The 24,641-nt window shown below is 67.5% G+C and carries 23 protein-coding genes; 7 read left to right on the plus strand and 16 right to left on the minus strand.

Annotated elements, in window-relative coordinates:
- Positions 1-41: 41 nt before the first annotated feature.
- The gene (locus DM450_RS04280) at positions 42-626 is read left to right on the plus strand and encodes a methyltransferase family protein (protein WP_142632746.1); all 585 of its coding nucleotides are present in this window, start codon (positions 42-44) and stop codon (positions 624-626) included.
- 7 nt (positions 627-633) lie between these two features.
- On the opposite strand, the gene DM450_RS04285 is transcribed toward DM450_RS04280, so the two are convergent.
- On the minus strand, positions 634-2,940 hold the full coding sequence (locus DM450_RS04285) for an ATP-dependent helicase (RefSeq protein WP_260610174.1): 2,307 nt from the start codon (positions 2,938-2,940) through the stop codon (positions 634-636).
- A 146-nt stretch (positions 2,941-3,086) separates the two neighbouring features.
- On the opposite strand from DM450_RS04285, the gene DM450_RS04290 reads away from it, so the two are divergent.
- Positions 3,087-3,359, plus strand: coding sequence for a hypothetical protein (locus DM450_RS04290; protein ID WP_142632747.1), 273 nt, complete (start codon positions 3,087-3,089; stop codon positions 3,357-3,359).
- A 116-nt stretch (positions 3,360-3,475) separates the two neighbouring features.
- On the opposite strand, the gene rsmD is transcribed toward DM450_RS04290, so the two are convergent.
- Both rsmD and DM450_RS25710 read right to left on the minus strand, forming a co-directional pair.
- Positions 3,476-4,063, minus strand: a complete 588-nt coding sequence (rsmD, locus tag DM450_RS04295; protein WP_142632748.1) for a 16S rRNA (guanine(966)-N(2))-methyltransferase RsmD — start codon at positions 4,061-4,063, stop codon at positions 3,476-3,478.
- Positions 4,060-5,604: a pseudouridine synthase gene (locus tag DM450_RS25710; RefSeq protein ID WP_185928706.1), complete on the minus strand. Its 1,545-nt coding sequence runs from the start codon at positions 5,602-5,604 to the stop codon at positions 4,060-4,062. Before DM450_RS25710 ends, rsmD begins: the two co-directional genes overlap by 4 nt.
- A 111-nt stretch (positions 5,605-5,715) precedes the next feature.
- Between DM450_RS25710 and DM450_RS04305 the strand changes: the two genes are divergently transcribed.
- Together DM450_RS04305 and DM450_RS04310 are read left to right on the plus strand one after the other, a co-directional pair.
- Positions 5,716-7,053, plus strand: a complete 1,338-nt coding sequence (locus DM450_RS04305) for an MFS transporter (RefSeq protein WP_142632749.1) — start codon at positions 5,716-5,718, stop codon at positions 7,051-7,053.
- Between the two features lie 145 nt (positions 7,054-7,198).
- Complete coding sequence (locus DM450_RS04310) at positions 7,199-7,825, plus strand: hypothetical protein (RefSeq protein ID WP_142637495.1); 627 nt, start codon at positions 7,199-7,201, stop codon at positions 7,823-7,825.
- Positions 7,826-7,832: 7 nt separating this feature from the next.
- On the opposite strand, the gene DM450_RS04315 is transcribed toward DM450_RS04310, so the two are convergent.
- The 4 genes from DM450_RS04315 to trpB all read right to left on the minus strand — a co-directional run bounded on the left by DM450_RS04315 (position 7,833) and on the right by trpB (position 11,525).
- The gene (locus DM450_RS04315) at positions 7,833-9,128 is read right to left on the minus strand and encodes a bifunctional folylpolyglutamate synthase/dihydrofolate synthase (RefSeq protein WP_142632750.1); all 1,296 of its coding nucleotides are present in this window, start codon (positions 9,126-9,128) and stop codon (positions 7,833-7,835) included.
- Between the two features lie 126 nt (positions 9,129-9,254).
- Positions 9,255-10,031 carry a tryptophan synthase subunit alpha gene (gene trpA / locus DM450_RS04320; RefSeq protein WP_142632751.1) on the minus strand — a complete coding sequence of 259 codons (777 nt, stop codon included), beginning with the start codon at positions 10,029-10,031 and terminating at the stop codon, positions 9,255-9,257.
- 25 nt (positions 10,032-10,056) lie between these two features.
- Positions 10,057-10,269 (minus strand): hypothetical protein, encoded by a 213-nt coding sequence (locus DM450_RS04325; protein WP_142632752.1) that lies wholly within the window; start codon positions 10,267-10,269, stop codon positions 10,057-10,059.
- Positions 10,269-11,525, minus strand: a complete 1,257-nt coding sequence (gene trpB, locus DM450_RS04330) for a tryptophan synthase subunit beta (RefSeq protein WP_142637497.1) — start codon at positions 11,523-11,525, stop codon at positions 10,269-10,271. Before trpB ends, DM450_RS04325 begins: the two co-directional genes overlap by 1 nt.
- Before the next feature lie 256 nt (positions 11,526-11,781).
- Here trpB and DM450_RS04335 point away from each other — a divergent pair, with 256 nt between their 5' ends.
- Complete coding sequence (locus tag DM450_RS04335; RefSeq protein ID WP_142632753.1) at positions 11,782-12,249, plus strand: outer membrane protein; 468 nt, start codon at positions 11,782-11,784, stop codon at positions 12,247-12,249.
- A gap of 172 nt (positions 12,250-12,421) precedes the next feature.
- Here DM450_RS04335 and DM450_RS04340 read toward each other — a convergent pair whose 3' ends face one another.
- Positions 12,422-13,063, minus strand: coding sequence for a phosphoribosylanthranilate isomerase (locus DM450_RS04340; RefSeq protein WP_142632754.1), 642 nt, complete (start codon positions 13,061-13,063; stop codon positions 12,422-12,424).
- 110 nt (positions 13,064-13,173) lie between these two features.
- On the opposite strand from DM450_RS04340, the gene DM450_RS04345 reads away from it, so the two are divergent.
- Positions 13,174-13,533 (plus strand): DUF4019 domain-containing protein, encoded by a 360-nt coding sequence (locus DM450_RS04345; protein ID WP_242526194.1) that lies wholly within the window; start codon positions 13,174-13,176, stop codon positions 13,531-13,533.
- A 197-nt stretch (positions 13,534-13,730) separates the two neighbouring features.
- On the opposite strand, the gene DM450_RS04350 is transcribed toward DM450_RS04345, so the two are convergent.
- From DM450_RS04350 to radC, 8 genes are all read right to left on the minus strand, one after another.
- Positions 13,731-14,486 carry an SIMPL domain-containing protein gene (locus tag DM450_RS04350; RefSeq protein WP_142632756.1) on the minus strand — a complete coding sequence of 252 codons (756 nt, stop codon included), beginning with the start codon at positions 14,484-14,486 and terminating at the stop codon, positions 13,731-13,733.
- A 156-nt stretch (positions 14,487-14,642) separates the two neighbouring features.
- Positions 14,643-15,320, minus strand: a complete 678-nt coding sequence (gene pyrF, locus DM450_RS04355) for an orotidine-5'-phosphate decarboxylase (RefSeq protein ID WP_142632757.1) — start codon at positions 15,318-15,320, stop codon at positions 14,643-14,645.
- 4 nt (positions 15,321-15,324) lie between these two features.
- A complete protein-coding gene (locus DM450_RS04360; RefSeq protein ID WP_142632758.1) occupies positions 15,325-15,669 on the minus strand; it encodes a LapA family protein in 345 nt (114 codons plus the stop codon).
- Positions 15,670-15,770: 101 nt separating this feature from the next.
- Positions 15,771-17,084 (minus strand): adenylosuccinate lyase, encoded by a 1,314-nt coding sequence (gene purB, locus DM450_RS04365; RefSeq protein WP_142632759.1) that lies wholly within the window; start codon positions 17,082-17,084, stop codon positions 15,771-15,773.
- 136 nt (positions 17,085-17,220) lie between these two features.
- On the minus strand, positions 17,221-18,513 hold the full coding sequence (locus tag DM450_RS04370; protein ID WP_142632760.1) for a phospholipase A: 1,293 nt from the start codon (positions 18,511-18,513) through the stop codon (positions 17,221-17,223).
- A 105-nt stretch (positions 18,514-18,618) separates the two neighbouring features.
- Complete coding sequence (locus DM450_RS04375; protein WP_142632761.1) at positions 18,619-19,710, minus strand: endonuclease/exonuclease/phosphatase family protein; 1,092 nt, start codon at positions 19,708-19,710, stop codon at positions 18,619-18,621.
- Positions 19,711-19,811: 101 nt separating this feature from the next.
- Positions 19,812-20,573: an NRDE family protein gene (locus tag DM450_RS04380; protein WP_142632762.1), complete on the minus strand. Its 762-nt coding sequence runs from the start codon at positions 20,571-20,573 to the stop codon at positions 19,812-19,814.
- Entirely contained in the window at positions 20,573-21,304 is a 732-nt protein-coding gene (gene radC / locus DM450_RS04385; RefSeq protein WP_142637500.1) for a RadC family protein, read from the minus strand. The genes DM450_RS04380 and radC overlap by 1 nt, the downstream gene beginning before the upstream one ends.
- A gap of 147 nt (positions 21,305-21,451) precedes the next feature.
- On the opposite strand from radC, the gene DM450_RS04390 reads away from it, so the two are divergent.
- Entirely contained in the window at positions 21,452-24,640 is a 3,189-nt protein-coding gene (locus DM450_RS04390) for a YdbH domain-containing protein (RefSeq protein WP_260610176.1), read from the plus strand.
- Position 24,641 lies beyond the last annotated feature (1 nt).

A 24,641-nucleotide genomic window follows, 5' to 3' on the forward strand; every position in this document is an offset into this window, starting at 1 on the left:
TCCGTGTGCCCGGCCGTTGCGGCGGGGGACGGGGGACTTCGATGACTTTGCCTCGCCTGCTTCATCTTGCCGAATGCGCGTTCATGATCCTGCTGGCCTACATGGTGGTCTGGCGCCTGCTTCCGGCCATGCCGCAGCACCCGCAGCTGGTGGTGTTCCTGGTGGCCGAATTGCTTGGCGTGGTGCTGATCCTGCTGCAGCGGCCCGGCGACGTGGCGACCGGGGTCAAGCCGGTGCTGGTGGGTTTCGGCGGTACGGCGGCGGGCCTGCTGATCGTACCCAGGGGTGTCCAGCTGGTGCCGGATCTGGCCTCGACCTCGATGATCCTGGGCGGCGTTGCCCTGTCGATCCTCGCCAAGCTGTCGCTGCGCCGCAGCTTCGGGGTGGTGGCGGCCAATCGCGGCGTGTACCGTCTGGTGCGCCATCCGATGTACATGGCCTACATCATCAACCACATCGGCTATCTGATGCTCTATCTTTCGGCCTGGAACCTGGCGGTCTATGCGCTGGCGTGGATCCTGCTGTGGATGCGCACGGACGAGGAGGAGAAGGTCCTGCGCGCCGATCCGGCTTACCGTGCATATGCCGAGAAGGTTCGTTCGCGGTTGATCCCGGGGCTCGTCTGAGCCGGCTTCAGACGTCGCTGGCAGGCTTCACGAAGCTGTCGAGCACACGCTTGGCGCCGGCCTGTTCGAAGTCGATCTCCAGCTTGTTGCCTTCCTGCCCGGTGACCTTGCCGTAGCCGAACTTCTCGTGGAACACGCGGGCGCCGACTTCGATGTCGGTGCGCGGTTTCGAGGCGAAGCTGGCGGCGCTGCGGGTCGATTCGGCGATGCGGCGCGGCTTGGGATCGTAGTCCTGCGCCGCGGCGCGCTGCCAGCCGGGCCCGCGCGTCATCGTGCGGGCAGGCTGCGCGCGGGCGACTTCGGCGAAGGGATCGGCATGTTCGCTCCACTGCGCCCTCCACAGCGAAGCGCCGCCCGATAGCGTGGTTTCGCTGTCGACGTGATCCTCGGGCAGTTCGGCAATGAAGCGCGAGGGGATGGAACTGGTCCACTGGCCATAGATGCGCCGATTGGCGGCGTGGAGGATCGTGCACTTGCGCCGTGCCCGCGTGATCGCGACGTAGGCAAGCCGGCGCTCTTCCTCGAGGCTGGCGAGGCCGCCTTCGTCCATCGAGCGCTGCGAGGGGAACACGCCTTCCTCCCAGCCCGGCAGGAACACGTTGTCGAATTCCAGCCCCTTGGCGGCGTGCATGGTCATGATCGTGACCTTCTCCTCGTCCGAGGCGGCCTCGTTGTCCATCACCAGGCTCACGTGTTCGAGGAAATCGCCGAGGCTTTCATACTCTTCCATGGCGCGCGCGAGTTCGACGAGGTTTTCCAGCCGTCCGTTCGCCTCGGGCGTCTTTTCCGCCTGCAGCGCGTCGGTATAGCCGCTCTCGTCGAGCACGGTGCGCATGAGGTCGGCCGGGTTCTCGGTGGCGGAAAGATCGCGCCAGCGGGCGAAGTCGCGCATCAGCGAGAGGAAGGTGTTGCGGGCGCGGGCGGGCAGTTCGTCGGTATCGGCGATTTCGATCGCGGCCATGGCGAGCGGAATCGCGCGCCGGCGGGCAAGCGTGTGCAGCGCCTCCAGCGCCTTGGCCCCGAGACCGCGCTTGGGGGCGTTGTAGATGCGCTCGAAGGCAAGGTCGTCCGCCGGCTGGGCGATGACGCGCAAGTAGGCGAGGGCGTCGCGGATTTCGGCGCGCTCGTAGAAGCGGAAGCCGCCGACGATGCGGTACTTCATGCCGATCGCGATGAAGCGGTCCTCGAACTCGCGCGTCTGGTACTGCGCGCGCACGAGGATGGCGATCTGGTCGAGCGCGGCGCCTTCGCGTTCCAGCCGCTCGATCTCGTCGCCGACACGGCGGGCTTCCTCGGGGGCGTCCCAGACACCGATCACGCGCACCTTGTCGCCCGCGTGGCGCTCGGTCCACAGCGTCTTGCCGAGGCGCTGGGTATTCTCGCCGATCAGGCCCGAGGCGGCGGCAAGGATCTGCGGGGTGGAGCGGTAGTTCTGCTCCAGCCGGATCACTTTCGCGCCGGGGAAGTCCTTCTCGAACTTGAGGATATTGGCCACTTCCGCGCCGCGCCAGGAGTAGATCGACTGGTCGTCATCGCCCACCACGCAGATGTTCTTGCGGACTTGCGCGATGAGGCGCAGCCAGAGGTACTGGACCTGGTTGGTGTCCTGATACTCGTCCACCATCACGTATTTGAAGCGCTGCTGGTATTGCTCCAGCACTTCGCGGTGGGTGCGCAGGATGTTGAGCATGTGCAGCAGAAGATCGCCGAAATCGCAGGCGTTCAGCGTCTTCAGGCGGTCCTGATAGAGTTGGTAGAACTTCTGCCCGCGCCCGTTGGCGTAGGATTCGTTCTCTCCGGCATCGAGATCGGCGGGGTTGAGGCCGCGGTTCTTCCAGCGATCGATGCAACCGGCGAGCTGGCGCGCGGGCCAGCGCTTCTCATCAATCCCTTCGGCCTGGATCAGCTGCTTCAGCACGCGCAGCTGATCGTCGGTGTCGATGATCGTGAAATTGGGCTGGAGGCCGACCAGTTCGGCGTGGCGGCGCAGCATCTTGGCGGCAATCGCGTGGAAAGTGCCGAGCCAGGGCATGCCCTCGACCGCCGGGCCGATCAACTGGCCGACACGCTCGCGCATTTCGCGCGCGGCGCGGTTGGTGAAGGTGACGCAGAGGATCTCGCTTGGCCAGGCCAGGCGGCTGCGCACCAGATGCGCCAGCCTGCGGGTGAGCGCCGCCGTCTTGCCGGTACCGGCACCCGCCAGCATCAGCACCGGGCCCTCGGTGGTCAGAACTGCCTCGCGCTGGGGCGGGTTCAGCCCGTCGATGAGCGGGTCGGAAGAGGCGTCGGGCACGGGGGATTGCAGATCGTTCACCCGTGAACATCTAGAGAACGGGGGCGGGGCGTGCAAGGCCGCTTCGCCGGGCCTGGAGAACAATCCCCGCCGGTTTGCCGGGAACCGAAGCGCAGGGCACGCATTGTCACGATGAGCGTGCGGCTGTCATCCATGGAGAAGTCCGGATGTTTCATCGCTCCATCGTGGTGCTGGCCGCAGCGGCCGCCCTCATTCCCACCGCAGGTTCGGCTCTGGCTGCCTCGCCGCATCACCGGGCGGGCGCCTCGGTCCGCGAATCCCGCGTCTATCCCTCCGAAGTGACGGTAGACGGGCAGAGCTACAAGGTCTGCTCGAAGACCGTCGTCGATAGCTGCATCAACCCCCGGCAGGCAGGCCTGCACTTCGGCAACAGGCCGATGGCGGACTGGCCCGGGCAGCCTGCCAGCATGAAAAAGTGACCGAGCGTGGTATGGAAAAGTAACCGCCGATGATGGCTAAAGGTAACCAAACGCAAAAGGGGTGCCTTGCGGTCGGCAAAGGCACCCCTTGAAGTATGGAAATGTAACCTGAAGCGTCAGGCCGGGACGCGGCGCAGGATATGCAGCCGGGCCTTGCCGACATCGCGTGTGGATTCCACTTCGAAGCCCTTGATCGCGAACGTCTCGTCGCGGCCGGTTTCGATGCAGACCCAGGTCTGCTCGCCGATCCAGCCGAGGCGGTTGAGCTTGTCGACCGCCACGGCACCGGCGCCGGTGTCGTAAGGTGGATCGAGCAGGACGAGGTCCAGCGTGTCCTTGGCCGGGCCAAGCGACAGGGCCGAGCTTGCGCGCACGTCGGTCTGCCCCTGCGCGCGCAGATTGGCGATGTTGGTGCGGATCGCCCGGATCGCGCCGGGGTCCTGGTCGACGAACAGGCAGTGCGCGGCGCCGCGCGAAAGCGCCTCGAGGCCGAGTGCGCCCGATCCGGCAAAGAGATCGGCCACTTTCAGCCCCTCGAACGTCCCGAGGCGGCTTGCCAGCATCGAGAACAGCGTCTCGCGGGTGCGGTCCGCGGTCGGGCGCGTGGCATCGCCTTCGGGCGCGGCCAGCTTGCGGCCGCGCCATTCACCCGCGACGATGCGCAGGCCGGTCCGTACATTGCCCCGGGCATTGGCAGGCTTCATGCCTTGGCGTCCGGCAGCGTGCGGCGGAAGTTCTCGAGTTCCCGGGGCGAGACTTCCACGACCATGCCCTTGGGCAGGTCGAGCAGGCGGAACGGTCCGTAGGAAATGCGGATCAGGCGGCTGACCTGCAGTCCGAGGTGCTCCAGAACGCGGCGCACTTCGCGGTTCTTGCCTTCGGTCAGGGTCATCTCGACCCACTGGTTGCGCCCGGTGCGGCGCTCCATGTTGGCGTCGATCTTGCCGTAGACAACGCCTTCGATCTCGATGCCTTCGATGAGGTCCTCGAGCTGGGCCTGCGAAATATCGCCGAAGGTGCGGGCGCGGTAGGTGCGCGGCACGCCGGTGGCGGGCAGTTCGAGCTGGCGCTTGAACTCGCCGTCGTTGGTCAGCAGCAGCAGGCCCTCGGTGTTGAGGTCGAGGCGGCCGATCGGCATCACGCGGCCCGAATCATCGGGCAGCGCATTGCGCAGCGCGGTGTAGATCGTCGGGCGGCCCATCGGGTCGCGCTCGGCGGTGATGAGGCCGGAGGGCTTGTGGAAGATGAAGAGGCGGGTTTCCTCGGCATCGCGCACGGGATTGCCGTCGACCGTCACGCCGCGCAGGTTCGGCAGCACGGTGGAGGGGGTTTCGATCAGATCTTCACCAAGGCGCACGCGGCCTTCGATGATCAGCCGCTCGGCCTCGCGGCGGCTGGCGACACCGGCACGGGCGAGCAGCTTGGCGATGCGTTCGCCTTCGCGTACGGGCATGCCCGGGGTCTTGGCCGTGGGCGCAGCGGCGCGCGGTGCGGCGCGAACGGGGCGGGGGCGGCGTTCTTCACGGGGGCGGTCGTCGCGGTCGCGTTCTTCCCGTGCACGCTCTTCGCGGGGCCGATCGTTGGCGAAACGGTCCTTGCCGAAGCGATCACCGGCAAAACGGTCGCTGCGGGGGCGCTCGCCGCCGTCCCGGCTGCCGTAGGGCTTGCCGCCGAAGGTCTTGCGGTCATCGTCCTTGCGCGGACCTCGGCCGAAGGCTGGGCGTTCGCTGCGCGCGCCTTGCGGCGTATCGCGGCGATCGTCGCGGTTGCGGTTGCTCCAGGGGCGTTCGTTGCTGCCATAGTCGCCGGCATCGCGATCGCTGCGCGCGTTGCCGCCATAGGGCTTGCCGCCATAGGGCTTGGCGCCGTCATCCTTGCGCGGACCCCGCCCATAAGCAGGCCGGTCGCCGCGCTGGCCGTCACGCGTGAAGCCGCCGCGATCCTCGCGGCCGCGATCCTCGCGGCCGCGGTCGCCGGAAGGCTTGCTGCCATATGGCTTTGCATCCTCGGGCTTGCGGGGGCCGCGATGGAAGGTGGGCTTGTCGCCGCGCCGGTCTTCACGCCCGGTGCTGTAGGTGCCGTCGCCATACCGGCTTTCACCGCGGGCGCCGCGATCGCGTGGGGCATCGCCCCGGGAGTTGCCGCCACGCGGACCGCTGCGGAAAGAACCGTCGCGCGAAGAGCCATCACGCGAACCACCGCCGCCACGCTTCGGGCCGCCGGATTTGAAAGGAGGTTTGGACATTTGCCCGCCCATACCTGTTGATCGTCGCTTCATCCAGCCTTCCCTTGCGCCAAGGGCGCGTTAGGGTGCGGCAAATCAGCATATTCGCGTGTCGAAACCGGAGATCACTGCGTGGACGCCCAAAGTATCGAACAACGTCGCGGCGTCTGGGATGCGGTCAAACCCTATGTTGAGAAAGAATCGCTGGCCGCGTTCGCGCTGGGGCTGTCCTCCGGTTTCCCCTATGCGATGATCGGCGCGACGCTCACCACGCGCCTCGCGCAGGACGGCATCGACAAGAAGACGGTCACGGCCTTCACGCTCGCCTTCCTCGTCTACAACCTCAAGGTCTTCTGGGCCTGGATCATCGACGGCGTGCGCCTGCCGGTGCTGGGCAGCATGGGCCAGCGCGTCTCGTGGATGATGGTCTGCGGGCTGTTCGTGATCGCGGCGGTGCTGAACCTCGCCTTTGTCGATCCTGCCGCCGACATTTCCGCGACCGTGATCGCCGCCATCTTGGTGGGCGTGGCCGGCGCCAGTTTCGATATCGTGATCGACGCCTACCGCATCGAGACGCTCAAGCCTTACCAGCTCGGCACCGGATCGGGCATGAGCCAGTACGGCTGGCGTATCGGTTCGGCCGGCGCCGGCGCGCTGGCGCTGGTGGTCTCGGCCCGCCATGGCTGGAGCGCGGGCTATGCCGCCTGCGCTTTCTTCGCGCTTCCCGCGATGCTGACGGCGATGGTCCTTGGCGAGCCGATGCGCCGCAAGGTCGTGGTCGAGAAGCGCGGCGTGGTGGAAGTGTGGAACTCCATCGCCGGGCCGTTTGCCGAGTTCTTCCGCCGGAATGGCGCGGTGCTGGTGCTGACCTTCATCCTGGTCCACAAGATCGGCGACACGCTGGCGAACCTGACCTTCCGCCTGCTGTTCGACGACCTTAAGTTCTCGAACGACGAGATTGCGCTTTATGACGTGGGTCTTGGTTTCTGGGCCTACCTGATCGGCGTGTTCATCGGCGGGGTGGCTTTCGCGAAGATGGGCCTCAAGCGTTCGGTGCTGATCTCGCTGATCCTGATGGGCGCCTCCAACCTCAGCTTTGCGGCGCTGGCGGCGGCCGGGCACAGCAACTGGGGCATGGCGGGCGCGATCGGTTTCGAGAACATCGCGTCGGGTTATGGCGGCGTGGTGGTGATCGCCTATTTCTCGGCGCTGTGCGATCTTCGCTATACCGCCGCGCAATACGCGCTGATCTCGGCTGCGGCGAGCGTGGTTGGCCGTCTGCTTACCGGCACGACGGCGGGCGCGCTGATCGAGGCGATGGGCTACGTGAACTTCTATCTGCTGACGACGGTTGCCTCGCTGCCGGGCATCGTGCTGTTCTGGTGGATGTGCCGCACCGGCCTCGTCGATCAGGCGATGGGCACGGCGGGCGAGGACAGGGCGGAGCTGGAGGCGGACCAGTCTTCCTGACAGTATGAAAATCGGGCGGGTGCGCGGCTGACCATTCGGGAGAAAGTGTTTGATGTTACGAACGATCTTCCTTGCACTGGCCAGGCTGCGGCGGGGGGCATTGCTTCCCGCGCTGGGCCTGGCGATCGTCGCGCCGGTTCAGGTGATGGCGGAGACGCCGCGCGATATTCTGACGGCTGCCGCGTTCAAGACCGACGACAAGGCCCGCGCGCTGCAATTGATCGGCAGCGCCATCACCGCGGCGGACCGGGCGCTTGCCGTCCATCCGGGAGACCGCGAGGCGGCGCTGCAACGCGGCGTCGCCATCGGTTATCGGGGCAAGCTGACCCACAGCCGGACGGACGTGCGCGCCTCGCTGGACGTGTTCCAGAAGCTCCTGGCACAGAACCCGCGCGATGCCGAAGTGCAGATGGCGATAGCGGCCTGGCACCTCGGCGCGGTGGATGAACTCGGCGGCTTCCTGGCGCGGACGGCGCTGGGGGCAAAGAAGGACCAGGGCCTTTCGGCCTTGACCCGTGCCGTCGATCTGGGCGGCAACCGGGCGTTCTATCCGGGGCTGGCGGCCCTGATGCAGATCCGCAGCGATCATGGCTCCGTGGCCGCGACGCGCCGGTTTGCCGAGGCCGCCGCTGCCGGTCAGACGCCGACGCCGCTGGATGCGATCCTCAAGCGTGCGGCCATCTCCATGCTGCCCGCCTTGCGCGCGAACGACGGCAAGGCGGCTGCGGCGCTGGCGCTCAAGTTGCTGCCCTTCGGGAAATTGCCCGGGTAAGCGTGGATCAGTCGGGAATTTCCGCGTTCGCCTCCAGCACCACGCCGGAGAGATAGAGCGATCCGGCGATCAGGACCGGCAGACCGTCGCCGGGCAGGGCGGCCAATGCCGCCGCGACGCTTTCGGCCGCGCGGGCAGAGGGGCCGAAACTGGCCGGGCCGTGGCAGTCATGCCCGGGAACCGGCACGGCATGAATGCTGGCGATGCTTGCTGCGAGCGGGGCGGTGAGGGCGCGCGGGTCCTTGTTGGCGAGCATCCCGATCACGAGATGGAGCCGCTGGCCCGCGAAATGGCGGGCGATGGCAAGTCCCGCATCGGGGTTGTGGCCGCCGTCCAGCCAGACCTCGCGGGCGCCGGCATGGTGCGTCAGCGGGCCGTCGCCGAGGTGCTGGAGGCGGGCGGGCCATTTCGCGTTGCGGATGCCCTCGGCCATGGCTTCGGGGGAGACGGTGACGCGGTCCTGATGGCGCAGGATGGCGACGGCCAGCGCGGCGTTCTCGGCCTGATGCGTGCCGGGAAGGGGGGGCAGCGGCAGGGTGAGTTCGCCGTGACGGTCGGAATAGTCGATCACCTCGCCAACGGTCGCATCCCAGTCGCGCCCGCGCATGTGGAGCGGCGCACCGGCGGTGAGCGCGGCGCGCTCGATCTCGAGCGTGGCGCTTTCCGGATAGCTCAGCGTGACGAGCGGGGCCGGACCGCGCACGATGCCTGCCTTTTCGAAGGCGATGCGGGCCAGCGGGGCTTCCGGTGCGCCTGCTTCGGGGCGCAGCAGGAAGGCTTCATGGTCGATGCCGAGGGTGACGATGCCGCAGGCGGCCGGATGGTCGAGGACATTGGTGGCATCGAGCCGCCCGCCGAGGCCGACCTCGATCACGCAGGCATCCGCCGGTTCGCGGGCAAAGGCGAGGAAGATCGCCGCCGTCGTCACCTCGAAGAAGCTGGGGCCGAGGTCTTCGCCCGCGTCGAGCACTTCGCGCAGCAGGTCGGCCAGCATTTCGTCGGAGATGAGCTTGCCGCCAAGGCGGATACGCTCGTTGTAGCGTACCAGATGCGGCTTGGTGGCCGAATGGACCTTGAGGCCCTGTGCTTCCAGCATGAAGCGCAGGTACGTGCAGGTCGATCCCTTGCCGTTGGTTCCGGCGACATGGAACGTCGGCGGCAGGCGCCTGTGCGGATTGCCGAGCCGGTCGAGCAGCGCGTGGATCGTCTCCAGCCCGAGACGGCCCTGCGGGATCGAGAGCGCGGCGAGGCGGTCAAGCTGGGCCTGGACGCGCGGGTCTGCGGAGGTGGCGAAGTCTTTCATGGCACCCGTCCGGAAAAGCACATCGCGGCAAGCCCTGAAGGCTGCCGCGATGCATGGGATTGCTGTGTCGTCACGCTTTGCGCAATGACGAAATTGGGGACGAAATTGGGGACGAAATTTAGCGGATCAGCGCTCGGCGTGGACCGCTTCGGCCAGCGCCGCGGTCAGCGCGCGCAGATGGGCGGGCGCTTCGGTGCCGTGCTGCTTGACCAGATCGACCAGTGCCGAGCCGACGACCACGCCGTCCGCCACTTTGGCGATCTGGCTGGCCTGTTCGGGCGTGCGCACGCCGAAACCGACCGCGACGGGGATCGTGCTGGCGGCCTTGAGCCTGGCCACGGCGTCCTCGATCGAGCCCTGCGCGGCCTGCTGCATGCCGGTCACACCGGCGACAGAGACGTAGTAGAGGAACCCCGAGGAGCCATTGAGAACGGCCGGAAGGCGCGCCGCATCGGTGGTGGGGGTGGCAAGGCGGATCAGCGAGACGTTCTTGCCGCGCAGCGCCGGACCGAGCTCGGCATCTTCCTCGGGCGGGATGTCGACGCAGATCACGCCGTCGACGCCGGCCCTGGCGCATTCGTCCGCGAACCACTCGCCGCCGCGGGCGATCATCGGGTTCGCATAGCCCATCAGCACCAGCGGAACCTGCGGATGGCGGGCGCGGAATTCGCTCGCCATGCGGAACACGTCGGCGGTCCTGGTGCCCGCGTCGAGGCTGCGGATGTTGGCTTCCTGGATTGCCGGGCCGTCGGCCATCGGATCGGTGAACGGCATGCCGAGTTCGATCACGTCGGCGCCGCCTTCGACCAGTGCGTCGAGATTGGCGGCGGTGTCGCCGTCACCCCCGGTGATGAAGCAGACGAGCGCGGGGCCTTTGGCGAATGCGGTTTCGAAGCGGGTCATCGTGAGAGCAATCGTTCCTTTGAGGTCACTCGGACCATCCTGCTTTGGGCTTGGGCCACCGACGATCGAAAATGCTATTGCCGGCCGTTACCGTCAGTGAAGCAAGTGCGCCGCAGATTGCTGCGCTCCATTCGCTCATGAAATCTGGAAACAGCGATTTCAGCGGCCAGACCACGGCGAAATAGACGAATAGGAAAGTGGCAAAAAACGACAGTAGTTTTGCCACTTTACGCTTCATCAGAGTTCCACGCCCAGCGCTTCGGCGACGGTGAAGATGTCCTTGTCGCCGCGGCCGGAGAGGTTGACCACGAGCAGCTTGTCTTCGTCCATCTGAGCCGTCAGCTGCGGCAGCGCGGCAAGGGCGTGGGCGCTTTCGAGGGCCGGGATGATGCCTTCCAGTTCGCAGCAGAGCTGGAAGGCCTCCAGCGCCTGATCGTCGTTGATCGGCACGTATTTCACCCGGCCGCTTTCATGCAGCCACGAGTGTTCCGGCCCGAGCCCCGGATAGTCGAGACCGGCCGAGATCGAGTGCGCCTCGGTGATCTGGCCGTCCTCGTCCTGCAGCAGGTAGGTCTTGTTGCCGTGGAGGATGCCGGGCTTGCCGCCGGTCAGCGAGGCGGCGTGCTTGTCGGTGTCGACGCCGTGGCCGCCCGCCTCGATGCCGGTCATCGCAACTTCGGGATCGTCGAGGAAGGGGTGGAACAGGCCGATCGCGTTCGATCCGCCGCCCACCGGGGCCACCAGCATGTCGGGCAGGCGGCCTTCCTTTTCCAGCATCTGTTCACGGGTTTCCTTGCCGATGATCGACTGGAAATCGCGCACCAGCTCCGGATAGGGGTGCGGGCCGGCGGCGGTGCCGATGATGTAGAAGGTGTCGTGGACGTTGGCGACCCAGTGGCGCAGCGCGTCGTTCATCGAGTCCTTCAGCGACTGCGAACCGCTTTCGCAGGAGACGACTTCGGCGCCCAGCAGCTTCATGCGGAACACGTTGGGCTTCTGGCGCTCGATGTCCTTGGCGCCCATGAAGATCTTGCAGGGCAGGCCGAATCGCGCGGCGACGGTGGCGGTGGCGACGCCGTGCTGGCCCGCGCCGGTCTCGGCGATGATCTTGGTCTTGCCCATGCGGATGGCGAGCAGGATCTGGCCGATGCAGTTGTTGATCTTGTGCGCGCCGGTGTGGTTCAGCTCTTCGCGCTTGAAGTAGATCTTCGGGCCGCGCTTTTCGCCATTGGGGCCGACGGGGGCCTTGGCGCGGAAATAGTCGGTCATGCGCGGGGCGAAATAGAGCGGGCTCGGGCGGCCGACGAAATCCTTCATCAGCGCATCGAATTGAGCCCAGAACGCGGGGTCCTGCTGTGCTTTCCGGTATTCCTTCTCGAGATCGAGAATGAGCGGCATCAGCGTTTCGGCGACGTAGCGACCGCCGAACTGGCCGAAGTGGCCGGTCTCGTCGGGCAGGGCGCGGAAGCTGTTCACAGGCGCGTGCGTGGTCATGATCGGGGCGATTGGCAGAGCGCGGCGGCCAAGTCCAGCGCCTTCGCCGATAATCGTTTGCATGGGGACGAACCGCCTGAATTCAATTGCAAATGACGCAACAGTGCAAACGTTAATGGCAATATAGTGTCTGAAAGTGGCAGTTTCATGACGTTTCAGGGCAATTATGAATTATTTCGTTCATCTGAGCGAAAGGAAAGGAAGCGCAGCGGGCGGCTCCCCGGTGAGGGCCGGGGAAAATACTGGAGAAAATACAATGCGTATCGCACTCGTTTCGCTGGCTGCCGTTGCAGCCGCAGCCGTCGCCACCCCCGCTCTGGCCAATGAAGCGCGCGTCGAAGCCCGCACCGGCATCATCTGGGACGGCAGCGACAGCGAAGCAGTCGCAGGCGTCGCAGTCGGCTACGACTACGACCTGGGCAGCAAGTTCTTCGTGGGCGTTGAAGGTTCGGCCGACAAGGTGCTGACCAGCGACACCCGCGTTTCGTGGGGCGCCGGTGGCCGCGTCGGCTACAAGATCACCCCGACCACCAAGCTCTATGCCAACTCGACCTGGCAGTCGAAGTTCGCCAAGTACGGCAACAGCGCCGTTGCTGTCGGCGGCGGCGTCGAGCAGGCTCTCGACAACCGCTTCTACGCCAAGGCTGAATACAAGCACCTGCTCGTGGGCGACAACACCCCCGATGCAGACGTCGGCCTCGTCGGCGTTGGCGTGAAGTTCTGATCTGGCTGCTTCCGGCCCGGTTTCGCCACCGAGGCGTCGGGCCGGAGGCACCTGAGCGGAATCGCTCCACCGCGAGCGTAAGCCAGGGAAGGGCGGCCCATGAGGGGGCCGCCCTTTCTTGTTTGGGCTGCCTTCAAGCGGGGGCGCTTGCCCCCAGTTCGGGGGCGTAAACTTAATTGCTACGCACTGCGCGGGCGAAGGCGTGGATCCGGTCGTGGTCCTTGATGCCCGGCGCGCTCTCTACGCCCGAAGAGGTGTCCACCAGCGGCGTTCCGGTGAGGCGCACGGCTTCGGCTACGTTATCGGGCGTCAATCCGCCCGCAAGGCCCCATGGCACCGGGCCTTTCCAGCCCGCGACCAGCTTCCAGTCGAAGCTGAGGCCCATCCCGCCGGGCAGCGTGCCCTTGGGCGTCTTGGCATCGAACAGCACCAGATCGACTGCACCGGCATAGGCAGCGGCCTTGGCGGCATCTTCCGCCGTGGCGACGGAGAGCGCCTTCCACACCGCCACACCGTAGCGCGCGCGCAATTCGGCGGCTCGCTGCGGCGTTTCGCTGCCGTGAAGCTGGAAGGTGTCGAGCCGGGCGCTGGCCACGGCCTGCGCGATCGCGGCGTCATCGGCATCGACAAACAGGCCGACGCGGCCGATTCGCCCTTCCGCACGCTCCGCCAGCTGTGCGGCCTGCGCGGGCGTGACGTTGCGGGGACTCTTCGGGAAAAACACGAAGCCGGCATGATCGGCGCGCGCGCGGATCGCTGCCTCGAGCGCCTCGCTGGTGCTGATCCCGCAGATCTTGATTGCCGCTGTTGGCATTGGATTTTCTGGCCTAGATTGCGGCCCTGACATGCAGGGGACCGATGATGAAGCGAATTGGCCGCTATCTAATGCCATTTGCCGCTGCCGCAATGCTGGCGGGGTGCGGCATGAAGGAGTCGTTCGCGGACGCGCAGATGGAGGTGGCCAGGTTCCACCGCGCGCTTGACGCCGGACGGTCTCAGGAAATCTGGAAGGCCGCCGATCCCGACTTCCGCAAGGCGACCCAGCCGGCGCAGTTCGGCATGCTGATCGATGCGGTGCACCGCAAGCTGGGCAAAGTCCGTTCAAGCAAGCAGGTCGGCTGGAACACCAATGCCACCACCGGCGGCACGTTCGTGAGCCTCACCATGCAGACAACGTTCGAGCACGGCAGCGGGGTCGAGCAGTTTGTCTATCGCAAGGGGGACGGCGGACACATGGCGCTGGTCGGCTACAACATCCAGTCGCAGGACATGATGATGAACTGACCGTTTGGTCCGAAAAATGCCCGTGGGGCATTTTTAGCGCGGCACCGGCCCTCTCCCCCACCCGACCACCCATGAGAATACCCTGTCGGGTGGTCGGCCCCCTCAGCGGAAAGGTCCCCCGGACCTTTTCGTCTTCTTCGGGACGGGAGAGGGCCGGTGCCGCAAAATTCGCCTTCAGCGAATTTTCAAGCGAACTTTTACTGCCCGAGTTCGAACTGGACGGTGACGTTCACCGACATCTGCAGTTCACCGGCGGCAACCGGCGGCGCGGAGGCGAGCGAGGCCATTTCCGCCTTGCGGGCGTACATCACCGGCATCGGCGCATAGCCGCCGCTCTCGCTGATCGAGACGATCCGCACGACCCGTAGCCCGGCGGCGCGGGCATAGAGGTCGGCACGGGCGCGCGCGGTCCGGATCGCGTCGGTACGGGCCTCGTCCTGCGCGGCTTCGGGCTGCGACAGCGTGAAGTCGGGGCCGTTCACCTGATTGGCGCCCGCGGTCACCAGCGCGTCGATCACCTTGCCGGTGTCTGCCAATTTACGTTGACGCACGGTGACGGTGTTGGTCGCCTGGTAGCCGACGATTGCGCGTGGCTCGCCCGAGAAGCTGCCGTCGGGCTGGCGCCTGGGTTCGGCATAGACCGGATTGAGGCTGAGGTTGGTGGTCTGGATGTCCTTGTCCGCCACGCCGGCCTTCTTCAGCGCGGCGATCACGCGGGCCATGGCCTGTGAATTGGCGCCCATCGCCTCGCTGGCGGTCGTGCCCTGCGAGGTGACGCCGGCCGAATAGCTCGCCATGTCCGGGGTGCGGGTGGTCGCGCCCTCGGCATTGACGGTGAGCAGGGTGTGTCCGGCTTCGATTGCGGGAACGCTCTGCTGCGCCATGGCGGCAGGGGCGCTGGCCAGCGCCAGGGCGGCAAAGGCGGTCGCGGCAAGCAGTCGGGGGGAATTCATCAGTCGCACTCTCCATCCATCATGATCGGGCCATCAGGACCGGATCAACGGTCTGCCGCCCGGGAGGTTGCGCGGCGCTGAACCGTGCATTTCCGGGGGATGAACGGAGAGACGGAGCCGGGCGGCGTCAGCCTTGGCCCGGCCCGGGAATTTGCGTCAGAGCGTGGCCTCGATGGCGCGGGCGGCGGCCAGCGGGTCTTCGGCGCGGCTGATTGGGCGGCCGATCACCAGCACGCTGGCGCCGTCGTCGCGGGCCTGGCGCGGGGTGACGATGCGCTTCTGGTCGCCGTTGCCGGCATTGTGCGGGCGCAGGCCGGGGACGACAAAGTAGCCGTCCTTCCACTGCTTGTGCACCGCGCCGACTTCGTGGCCGGAGCAGACGATGCCGTCGAGACCGGACGAGTGCGCCAGTTCGGCAAGGCGCAGGGCCTGCGCGTGGGGCTGGTCGTTGACGCCGATCGAGGCGAGGTCGTCACCGTCGAGGCTGGTCAGCACGGTCACCGCCACGACCTTGCAGTTCTCGCCCGCGGCGGCCTTGGCGTCTTCCATCATCGCGCGGCCACCGGCGGCGTGGATGGTGACGATCGAGGGCTGCAGCACGTGGATCGCCTGCATCGCGCCGGCCACCGTGTTGGGAATGTCGTGCAGCTTGAGGTCGAGGAAGATCGGCAGGCCCAGCTTGTGCAGTTCGTGCACGCCGTGGTGGCCATGGGCGCAGAAGAATTCGAGCCCCAGCTTGATCCCGCCGATGTGCCCGGCGACCTTGCGGGCCAGCGCTTCGGCAGCGTCGAGGCGGGGCAGGTCGAGCGCGAGGTAGACGGGATTGTGGTTCATGGGATCAGACTTCCGGCGTAGGGTCGAGGGAGGGATCTAGGGTGTGGGCGGCTTCGGGCACGCTGGCAGGCGCCGTCATCGAGGGCATCGAACTGGCGCGCAGCGAGTTCTCCAGCGTGGCGATGCGGCGGCCCAGCCGCCAGCGCACCGCACGCAGGTAGAGCCACACCGGCAGCATGCCGAGGCCGAAGAACAACAGGGCGACAAAACCGACCGGCCATTCGAAGTGAACGTAGTTGCCGTCGTCGAGCGGCCAGAAATTGACCGGTACCTTGGCCCAGTTCATGGCGATGAAGGCGACAAGGATCGCGGTCAGGGCAATCCACAGCACGGTGCGGATGATATTCATGCTTCCTCCGGCAATTCCTGCAGCTGGTTCTGCAAGTCTGGTCGCGCCAATCGCGCAATGCTAAGCGCGATTGGCGGCCATGGGAAGTGTCGGCCGGGAGCTTAGTTCCCGAAAACGCGCGCGAAGATCGTGTCGACCTGCTTGAAGTGGTAATCGAGGTTGAACTTCTCCTCGATCACTTCGACCGGCAGGGCGGCCGTGACTTCCTCGTCGGCCTTGAGCAGTTCGAGCAGCGAGAGCTGGCCGTCCGATTCCCAGACCTTCATCGCGTTGCGCTGCACCAGGCGGTACGACTGGTCGCGCGTCAGGCCGGCCTGGGTCAGCGCCAGCAGCACGCGCTGCGAGTGGACGAGGCCGCCCATGCGGTCGAGGTTCTTCTGCATGCGCTCGGGATAGACGAGCAGCTTGTCGATCACGCCGGTGAGGCGGGCCAGCGCGAAGTCGAGGGTGATCGTCGCGTCCGGGCCGATGAAGCGCTCGACCGAGGAGTGCGAGATGTCGCGCTCGTGCCAGAGCGCCACGTTTTCCATCGCCGGGGTCACCGACGAGCGGACGACGCGGGCGAGGCCGGTGAGGTTTTCGGTGAGCACCGGGTTGCGCTTGTGCGGCATCGCCGAGGAGCCCTTCTGGCCCGGCGAGAAGTATTCTTCCGCTTCCAGCACTTCGGTGCGCTGCAGGTGGCGCACTTCGATGGCGAGGCGTTCGATCGAGCTGGCGATCACGCCCAGCACCGCGAAGAACATGGCGTGGCGGTCGCGCGGGATGACCTGCGTGGAGACCGGCTCCACTTCGAGGCCCATCTTGTCGGCGACGTACTGTTCCACCGCCGGGTCGACGTTGGCGAAGGTGCCCACCGCGCCCGAGATCGCACAGGTGGCGACTTCCTCGCGGGCGGCGATCAGGCGCTTCTTGCAGCGCGCAAATTCGGCATAGGCTTCGGCCATCTTGAGGCCGAAAGTCACCGGCTCGGCATGGATGCCGTGGCTGCGGCCGATGGTGGGGGTGTACTTGTGCTCCTCGGCGCGGCGCTTGATCGCGGCGAGCAGGGCATCAAGGTCTTCCAGCAGGATGTCGGCGGCCTTGACCAGCTGGACGTTGAGCGTGGTGTCGAGCACGTCGGAGCTGGTCATGCCCTGGTGCATGAAGCGCGCTTCGGGGCCGACCTGCTGGGCCACCCAGTCGAGGAAGGCGATGACGTCGTGCTTGGTCACGGCTTCGATGGCATCGATCGCGGCGACGTCGATCCGGGGGTTGGTGCCCCACCAGTCCCAGAGCGCCTGGCCGGCGCTGGCGGGCACGGTGCCCATCTCGCCCATCTTCACGGCGGCGTGGGCCTCGATCTCGAACCAGATGCGGTAACGGGCTTCGGGCTCCCAGATCGCGGTCATCGTGGGGCGGGCGTAGCGGGGTACCATGTTCGACTCCTTTGGCTGACGCGGGTGCCGCTAGGCGCGGTAGGCCCCAAAGGCAAGGATTATGGCAGCGCTCATGGCAGCGGCGATGGCTGGCAGGCGGGCGTGGACGCCGCAAATCGCCTTTTGACGAGGGCCCCTAGCGCACCAGCGCCACCCCGAGGCGCAGGCGGGTGGTGCGGCGGTTGTAGTCGAGCAGGTTCTCGCCGTAGCCGACAAAGCCCTGGCCGAAGAGATAGAAGTCCGGCCCGCCGCCGAGCAGGCGGCGCAGCGGGTAGGAGAGTTCCCCGCTGGTCGATCCCTTGCCGCTGGAGAAGCTGAAGCGGGTGAGCGAGGAGAAACGCCAGCCGTTCTCCCGACCGATCTGGAACGAGATGCCGCTGTTGCCGCGGTAGCGCCGGATGTCCGGGTTGTCGGAAAGATCGCCGACGAACAGCCAGACGCGCGGCTGCACGGTCAGGCGCAAGTCGTCGGCCAGCGTGAACGCGGCCATTGGCGCGAGGTAGATGGTGTTCATGCTGCGCGAATCGTCGCCGTCGCGGCCGTTCGATTCGTGGCGCACGCCGACCTGGGCGCTCAGCGTGGCCTTGTCGGAAAGCACCTTGGGCGCGGAGACGTAGAAGGCTTCGGGCTGGAAATCGATGTTGCGGAAGGGCGAGGAATTGGCGCCCAGATCCCAGAACATGCGCTGGGTATAGGCAAAGTAGAGCCCGTCGGCGAGCGCGCGGCCCCCTTCGTGGGCGCGGCTGCCGAACAGCTGGTACTTGAAGCTGAGCTGCAGGCGTGCGTCGCTGTTGGTGCCGGGGCCATAGACCGCATACGTCGGCTCGTAGGCGGAAAGGTTGCCGATATAGGCGTTGCCGACCGTGCGGTCGCTGGGCGGCGGCGTCGGCGGAAGCGGCATGGCGGCAGGCGGGGGCGGAGGAGCGGCGAGCGCCACATCCGGGCCGGGGTGCCAGGGCGGGCCGCCTTCAGGGGCCGGATTCGGGGCCGGATTCGGGGCGGGAGATTGCACCGCGAGCGATACGGCCTGTCCGCCCCAGCCGGGCACCGAGAGCTGGGCGCTTTCCGCAAGGCTGCCGCCGGCCAGCCGGTACCGGACGGTGGTGAAGCGGCCGGGGGCGACCGCCACCGATGCCGGCGCCGATGCCTCGCGCTGCAAGGTGACGGTGCGGCCTTCCCCGAAGGCGCCGGGCCGCGTCACCCGCGCCTCGACCACCGCGGGCAGGCTGGCCTCGGCGGCGGCCGCGCCGGTGTTGAGCAGCCGCACGTCGAGCAGGGCGCCGCCCTCGCTGTCGGTCTCGGCATGGCCGATCAGCACTTCGATCGTGGCGGGAAGCGCCGACTGAGCCCGCACTGCCTGGGGGATTGCGGTGCCGGACAGAATGATGGGCAGGGCGAAGGCCGGGAGGAAGCGAGGTGAACCAGTCATGCGGAGGGGGCGACCTTCCGGTGCGGATAAACAAGCTAGGCGGGATCGCACCTGTTCTTCGCCGCCTCCTGCAAGATACCGATTTCTTTCGGGATTGCGAGCGTATCAACCCGTAGGCGGTGATGCCGCCGGCACCGGGCAGGCGGGGCTGCGGGTCAGCGCGGCCTTCCAGCGCAGTTCGTAGGTCACCATGAACCCGTCGTGGTCGGACAGCACCGGACTGTCCGGGCTGCCGTCGAACAGGGCTTCCACCCTGACCGGGCGGATCTTCACCGCATCGCCGCTCCAGAGGAACTGGAGGTCCTGCGTATCCATCCAGGGCTCGTCGCCGTCCCATGACATCTTCACCTCGCAGCCCGAATCGGGCGACGCGCAGATGCGGTGGACAAGGCCGAGCGACTGGTAGCGGGAAAAGTTCTCCCAGCGCGGCTCGGAGCGGCGCATGTTGAAATCGCCGCCGAACACCAGCGGCAGGCCGTCGTCGTGGGTCTCGTCGATGAAGCGCGAGGCTTCCTGCGCCTGCCGGTCATGCGCGGCAAGGTTGCGCGCGGCCGGCGCCCCCGAGGCCCCGCGCGAGTTCATGTGGGTGTCGTAGACGTCGATCGGCGTGGGCACGCCGGGAATGGCGATGCGGGCCATGGCGATGCCCTTGTTGGACAGGCAGTCGAACCCCGCGCAGGAACGGCGGCCATAGGCGCGGCGGCTGTAGTTGACGATGGGCCAGCGCGAGGCGATCGCCAGCCCGCTGCCATAGAGGTGGATGCCGATCTCGCCGCGCTTCAGGCTGGAGCGGCCGGGCAGGAACCTGCGGGTCGATCCCCGCGCGCCGGTGGTGCGGCGCGGGCCGGACGTGATCGCCGGATAGCCCGCGGCCGCGACCGCGCGCTTGGCGGCATCGCTGAACATTTCCTGGAACAGCACGATGTCGGGGCCGCTCCCGGCCTCGCGCATGGCGGAGAGGCGGCGGCCGATCCGTTCGAGGGAGGGGCGCCTGCCGGTGCGGGCGGGCCAGCCGAGGCCCTCGATATTGTAGGTCAGCACGGTGATGTGGGTCGAGGCGAAGGCGCCGTCCGGCGATCGGGACAAGTGCGGGGGCAGGGTCTGCGCGCAAGGCACGTGGGCCACGGGCGGCGGCAGGGTGGAGCAGCCCGTCGCCAGCAGCAGGGGGAGGAGGGAGAGGCGGGCGAGACCGGGCATGCGGGTGGGGGATCCTGCTGTCGGGGCGGTCGGGGCTAAGTCGTGAGTGGAGCGCGATCGTTCCGGACAACCGGGGACGATACGGGGGTTTCCAAAGATAACTAGGCGATTTGTAGGTTTGTGGCGGGGAGCGGGCCGGGCCATGCGAAGGACAGCGCCACTTCGCCGGTCACGCTGCCGTCCGGGGCGAAGCTGCGCTCGACGATCCGGCCTTGTCCACCGGCAGACAAGGCCAGCACCGTGCTGCACCGGGTGCCGTAGACGAAATCGCGGATGAAGACCGGGGCAAAGCGCGGCTCCGGCCCGTCCTGCGGGCGGGCGATGCGGCGATCCGGGTGCTCCGACCGCAGGGCGGCGAACAGCGCCGCGAAGTCCTGTCCGCCGCTGGACAGCCACGCGGCCAGGGCCGTCTGGACCGCGCGGGTCTTGGGCCAGGGCACGTCGAAGCCGCCGTTCGAGAGGCCGTGGATGCCGGGGGCGAGGGGGCGCGATTCGGTCCTGGGATGATTGGTGAGGAAGCGCGCCTCGCTGCCCGCCACGTCGACGAGGTTGAACGGGTTCATCGTCGCCACCGGCTCGGGCGTGCGGCCCTGCAGCAGGTCGGTGACCAGAATGCCCCGCGAAGGACGTCCGGGCTGCGCGCCTTCGGGCACCCGGTAATTGGTGACGAGGGCAAAGCGGCCCGCCTCGCTCAGCCCCATCCAGGTGCCGTGGCCGACGAGGTCCCGCCCGGCGACGATGCCCGAGCCATCGTCCCAGCGCGCCAGCGGGGCGCTGGCGCGGGCGTGGAACTCGTCCCGGTTGCCGATGACAACCAGTGGCCAGTCGGGATGCGCCTTCCAGGCAAGAGCGGCGACACACATCAGATCAGGCCCTTGGCTTTCAGGCTGACATGCCCCTCGCGCCCGATCACCACGTGGTCGTGGACCACGATGCCGAGCAGGCGGCCGGCCTCGGCGATGCGGTTGGTCACGTCGATGTCGGCGCGGCTGGGCTGGGGCGAGCCGCTGGGGTGGTTGTGCACGAGGATGAGCCCGGTGGCGCCGAGGTCGAGCGCGCGGCGGATCACCTCGCGCGGGTGGATGGCGGCCTCGTCGATCGAGCCTTCGCCGACCATCTCGTCGAGAATCAGCATGTTCTTGGCGTTGAGATACAGCACGCGCACGCGTTCGCGGGTGAGGTGGGCCATGTCGATGGTGAGATAGTCCACCAGCACCTGCCACGATCCGATCACCGGCGCCTCGCGCAGCCGCTGGCGGGCGAGGCGGGTGGCGGCGACGGTGACGATCTTCAGCGCGACGGCGCTGGCCTCGCCCATGCCGGGATGGGCGGCCAGCGTGCGCGCGTCGGCCTGGAGCACGCCCGCGAGCGATCCGAATCGCTGCAGCAGGCTGCGCGCGAGCGGTTTCATGTCGCGCCGGGGAACGGCCTGCATCAGCAGGAGTTCTATCACCTCGTGATCCGCCAGAGCTTCCCCGCCGCCCTCGACCAGCCGCTTGCGCAGCCGCGCGCGGTGCCCGCTGGGGTCGTTGCCCGCGTCCTTTGGCCCGGTGGTGGCCGTCGGTTCATCGAAGAGACTGTCGTGGTCGGGCATAAGCTCTGCGAACAATTGCCTTTCCCGGCGCAGACGCGCAAGTGAACGATCTGAATGTCCGAGGTGCGAGACCTGACCGACCCCCCGGCGGAAGCTGACCGCCCCTCCCGTGCCGCCCCACGTTCCCGGCCGCGTGCCCGCAGGCGCATGGTCGCGACAAGTGCGCTTGGCGTGGTGACCCTCCTCGCGCTCGGCGCAGGCACCGCCTGGATCCTGCGCAAGGACATTGCCGAGAACGTGATCGGCAGCGAGCTGAAGAAGCTCGGCCTGCCCGCACGCTACGAGATCGTCACGATCTCGCCTTCGGAGCAGGTGGTACGCAATCTCGTGATCGGCGATCCGCGCCGCCCCGACCTCACCGTCGAGGAAGTGCGGGTGGCGACGCGGGTGGTCTGGGGCTGGCCGGGCATCGGCCGCATCACGCTGGTCCGCCCGCGCCTCTACGGACGCTATCACGGCGGCAGGCTCAGCCTGGGCGCGCTCGACAAGGCGCTTTCATCGGGTGGGGCCGCCGACAAGGACCATCCGCTGCCCGACTACGACATCGGCCTGGTCGACGGCCGCGCGCTGATCGACAGCGACTATGGCCGCGTGGCCGCCAAGCTCGACGGGATCGGCCCCTTGCGTGGCGGTTTCGAAGGGCGGCTGGCGGTCGTCGCGCCGGACCTTGCGGTGGCGGGATGCCGGGCGGCGCAGGCCACGCTTTACGGCAGGCTGCGGGTCGGCGGCGAGAAGCCGTCTTTCACCGGTCCGCTGCGGCTCGGCCGGCTCGACTGTCCTGCGCAGGACATCCACCTTGCGAAATCGGCGCTGCAGTTCGACGGCACGCTCGATTCGCGGCTCGACGGCGCCGAGGGAAGGCTGGGCCTCGAAGGCGGCGCGCTGCGGCTGGCGCAGAACCGGCTTGGGGGGCTAACCGCTTCCAGCCGCTTCACTTTCCGCAAGCAGGCGCTGACCGCGACGTACAAGGTCGCGGCGCGCGGGATCGTCACCCCGCAGGCCGGCGTGCAGGCCTTGTCGCTCGATGGACAGGTGCGCAGCGATCCCGGCCTGAAAAACGTCGATGTCGAGGCCGACCTGGCGGGGCGCGGCGTGGTGCCGGGGGCCATGGCCGACCGCGCGCTGGCGGACCTTGCCAGAAGCGGCGAGGGCACGCTGGTCGCCCCGCTGACCAACCGCATCCGCGCCGCGCTGGGGCGCGAGGCACGCGGCTCGACGCTTGATGCCCATGTGATTCTGCGCCGCGACGCGCGGCAGTGGAGCCTGGTTGTCCCGCGCGGGAACTGGCGCGGCACCAGCGGCGCTTCGCTGCTGGCGCTGTCGCGCGTGCAAGGGGTGTTCGGGGCGGCGGGCAAGGGTCGTCCCGTCTTCACCGGCAATTTCGCCAGCAGCGGGCAGGGGCTGCCGCGCGTCTCCGGTCGCATGGAAAGCACTGCGAACGGCCGATTGGCGCTGAGCGTCAGCATGCCGGAATACCGGGCCGACGATGCGCGGCTGGGCGCTGCGAGCATGGCCTTGCCGCACCTTCTGGTGAGCCAGGCCGCCGACGGCGCGATGACGTTCGGCGGCGAGGCGCGCCTGTCCGGCGCCTTGCCGGGCGGACGGGCCGACGGGCTGGTGCTGCCGATCGAGGGACGCTGGGCGGCCGATGGTGCGCTGGCGCTCTGGCCGGGCTGTACCACGGTGGCCTTCGAGCGTCTGGCGCTGGCCAATCTGACACTGGACCGGCGCCGCCTGCCGGTCTGTCCCGCGCGGGGCAAGCCGATCCTGGCGCTTGGCGCCGGCGGCGGCATGGCGATCACGGCGGGTGTCCCCGCGCTCGACCTGACCGGACGGCTGGGCGGCACCCGCATCCGCCTGACCAGCGGTGCGGTGGGGTATGCGCAAGTGCCCGGCAGGCCCGGGGCGCTTGCGGCGCGGGGCATCGATGTCGAGCTTGGCACCGCCGAGGCGCCTTCGCGCTTCCGCATCGCCCGGCTCGGCGCCCGGGTCGGCAAGGACATCGCCGGAACCTTCGACGAAAGCGACGTGATGCTGGCCGCGGTGCCGATGGACCTGCGGCAAACCGGTGGACAATGGCGCTACGCGGGCGGCGTGCTGAGCCTTGAGGGCGCCCATTTCACCCTGGTCGACCGCCAGCAGGCACCGCGTTTCGAACCGCTGGTCGCCCGTGATGCCACGCTGCGGCTGGCGAACGGTGTCATCACCGCCAACGCCCTGCTGCGCGAGCCGAAGAGCGACCGGGCGATCGTGCGCGCCGACATCGTCCACGATCTCAACCGGACCCGTGGCCACGCCGATCTGGCGGTCGACGACCTGCGTTTCGACGACAAGCTGCAGGCAGGCACGCTTTCGGCGATGATGGTGGGTGTCGTCTCGAACCTCGAGGGGACGGTCAAGGGAACCGGGCGGATCGACTGGGCGGCGGACAAGGTGACCAGCCACGGCCGGTTTTCCACCGGTGGACTGGACTTTGCGGCGGCGTTCGGTCCGGTGAAGGGCCTGTCCGGCGATGTCGTCTTTACCGACTTGCTGGGCATGGTGACGGCGCCGAACCAGACGCTCCGGCTCGCCTCGGTCAATCCCGGCATCGAAGTGACCGATGGCACGCTGTCGTTCCAGATGGAACCGAACTACCTGCTGCGCATCAATGGCGCGCGCTGGCCGTTCATGGACGGCACGCTGGCGCTGGAGCCGGCGACGATGACCATCGGCGCGGCGGAAACGCGCCGCTACACGCTCACCGTCAAGGGGCTCAACGCGGCGACTTTCGTGCAGCACCTCGAAGTCGGCAATATCAATGCCTCGGGCGTGTTCGACGGCGAAGTGCCGCTGGTGTTCGACGAGAACGGCGGGCACATCGACAACGGTTTCCTGCGCTCGCGGGTGCCGGGGGGCAATGTCAGCTATATCGGCGCGCTGACCTACAAGGACCTCTCGGCGATGGGCAATTTTGCCTTCTCGGCGCTGAAATCGGTCGATTACAAGCAGATGGAGATCGGTCTTGATGGATCGCTGGCGGGCGATATCCTTACCCGGATCAGCTTTGACGGGCTGAGCCAGGGGGCAGGGGCTTCCAAGAACTTCGTGACCAAACAAGTGGCGAAGCTGCCGATCCACTTCATCGTCAATGTGAAAGCGCCGTTCATGAGCCTGTTCGGCAACATGCGCTCGTTGTACGACCCCACCTTCATCAAGGATCCGCGCATCATCAGTGCCGAGGCCGCGCTTCAGGCGCAGGCAAAAGCCGCCGCAGGCATCCCTGCAGCCGCCCGAACAACGACTGATCCTGCACAACACACCATTCAGCCTTCAGACAGCGAGAGAAAACCATGAT

It is taken from the genome of Sphingomonas sp. IC081 (assembly GCF_006874585.1).
Taxonomy (GTDB): Bacteria; Pseudomonadota; Alphaproteobacteria; order Sphingomonadales; family Sphingomonadaceae; genus Novosphingobium.

Excerpts from the sequence above, each read along its gene's own strand:
- trpB (WP_142637497.1), bottom strand. The coding sequence starts at position 11,525 with ATGACCACGCACGCGCCTGTGAACAGCTTCCGCGCCCTGCCCGACGAG.
- DM450_RS25710 (WP_185928706.1), bottom strand. The coding sequence starts at position 5,604 with ATGTCCAAACCTCCTTTCAAATCCGGCGGCCCGAAGCGTGGCGGCGGT.
- radC (WP_142637500.1), bottom strand. The coding sequence starts at position 21,304 with ATGCCCGACCACGACAGTCTCTTCGATGAACCGACGGCCACCACCGGG.
- DM450_RS04380 (WP_142632762.1), bottom strand. The coding sequence starts at position 20,573 with ATGTGTGTCGCCGCTCTTGCCTGGAAGGCGCATCCCGACTGGCCACTG.
- DM450_RS04325 (WP_142632752.1), bottom strand. The coding sequence starts at position 10,269 with ATGAAGCGTAAAGTGGCAAAACTACTGTCGTTTTTTGCCACTTTCCTA.
- DM450_RS04340 (WP_142632754.1), bottom strand. The coding sequence starts at position 13,063 with ATGCCAACAGCGGCAATCAAGATCTGCGGGATCAGCACCAGCGAGGCG.
- DM450_RS04390 (WP_260610176.1), top strand. The coding sequence starts at position 21,452 with ATGGTCGCGACAAGTGCGCTTGGCGTGGTGACCCTCCTCGCGCTCGGC.
- DM450_RS04310 (WP_142637495.1), top strand. The coding sequence starts at position 7,199 with ATGGCGGAGACGCCGCGCGATATTCTGACGGCTGCCGCGTTCAAGACC.
- DM450_RS04280 (WP_142632746.1), top strand. The coding sequence starts at position 42 with ATGACTTTGCCTCGCCTGCTTCATCTTGCCGAATGCGCGTTCATGATC.
- rsmD (WP_142632748.1), bottom strand. The coding sequence starts at position 4,063 with ATGAAGCCTGCCAATGCCCGGGGCAATGTACGGACCGGCCTGCGCATC.
- DM450_RS04335 (WP_142632753.1), top strand. The coding sequence starts at position 11,782 with ATGCGTATCGCACTCGTTTCGCTGGCTGCCGTTGCAGCCGCAGCCGTC.
- DM450_RS04360 (WP_142632758.1), bottom strand. The coding sequence starts at position 15,669 with ATGAATATCATCCGCACCGTGCTGTGGATTGCCCTGACCGCGATCCTT.
- DM450_RS04370 (WP_142632760.1), bottom strand. The coding sequence starts at position 18,513 with ATGACTGGTTCACCTCGCTTCCTCCCGGCCTTCGCCCTGCCCATCATT.
- DM450_RS04350 (WP_142632756.1), bottom strand. The coding sequence starts at position 14,486 with ATGAATTCCCCCCGACTGCTTGCCGCGACCGCCTTTGCCGCCCTGGCG.
- purB (WP_142632759.1), bottom strand. The coding sequence starts at position 17,084 with ATGGTACCCCGCTACGCCCGCCCCACGATGACCGCGATCTGGGAGCCC.
- DM450_RS04375 (WP_142632761.1), bottom strand. The coding sequence starts at position 19,710 with ATGCCCGGTCTCGCCCGCCTCTCCCTCCTCCCCCTGCTGCTGGCGACG.
- pyrF (WP_142632757.1), bottom strand. The coding sequence starts at position 15,320 with ATGAACCACAATCCCGTCTACCTCGCGCTCGACCTGCCCCGCCTCGAC.
- trpA (WP_142632751.1), bottom strand. The coding sequence starts at position 10,031 with ATGACCCGCTTCGAAACCGCATTCGCCAAAGGCCCCGCGCTCGTCTGC.
- DM450_RS04290 (WP_142632747.1), top strand. The coding sequence starts at position 3,087 with ATGTTTCATCGCTCCATCGTGGTGCTGGCCGCAGCGGCCGCCCTCATT.
- DM450_RS04345 (WP_242526194.1), top strand. The coding sequence starts at position 13,174 with ATGAAGGAGTCGTTCGCGGACGCGCAGATGGAGGTGGCCAGGTTCCAC.
- DM450_RS04315 (WP_142632750.1), bottom strand. The coding sequence starts at position 9,128 with ATGAAAGACTTCGCCACCTCCGCAGACCCGCGCGTCCAGGCCCAGCTT.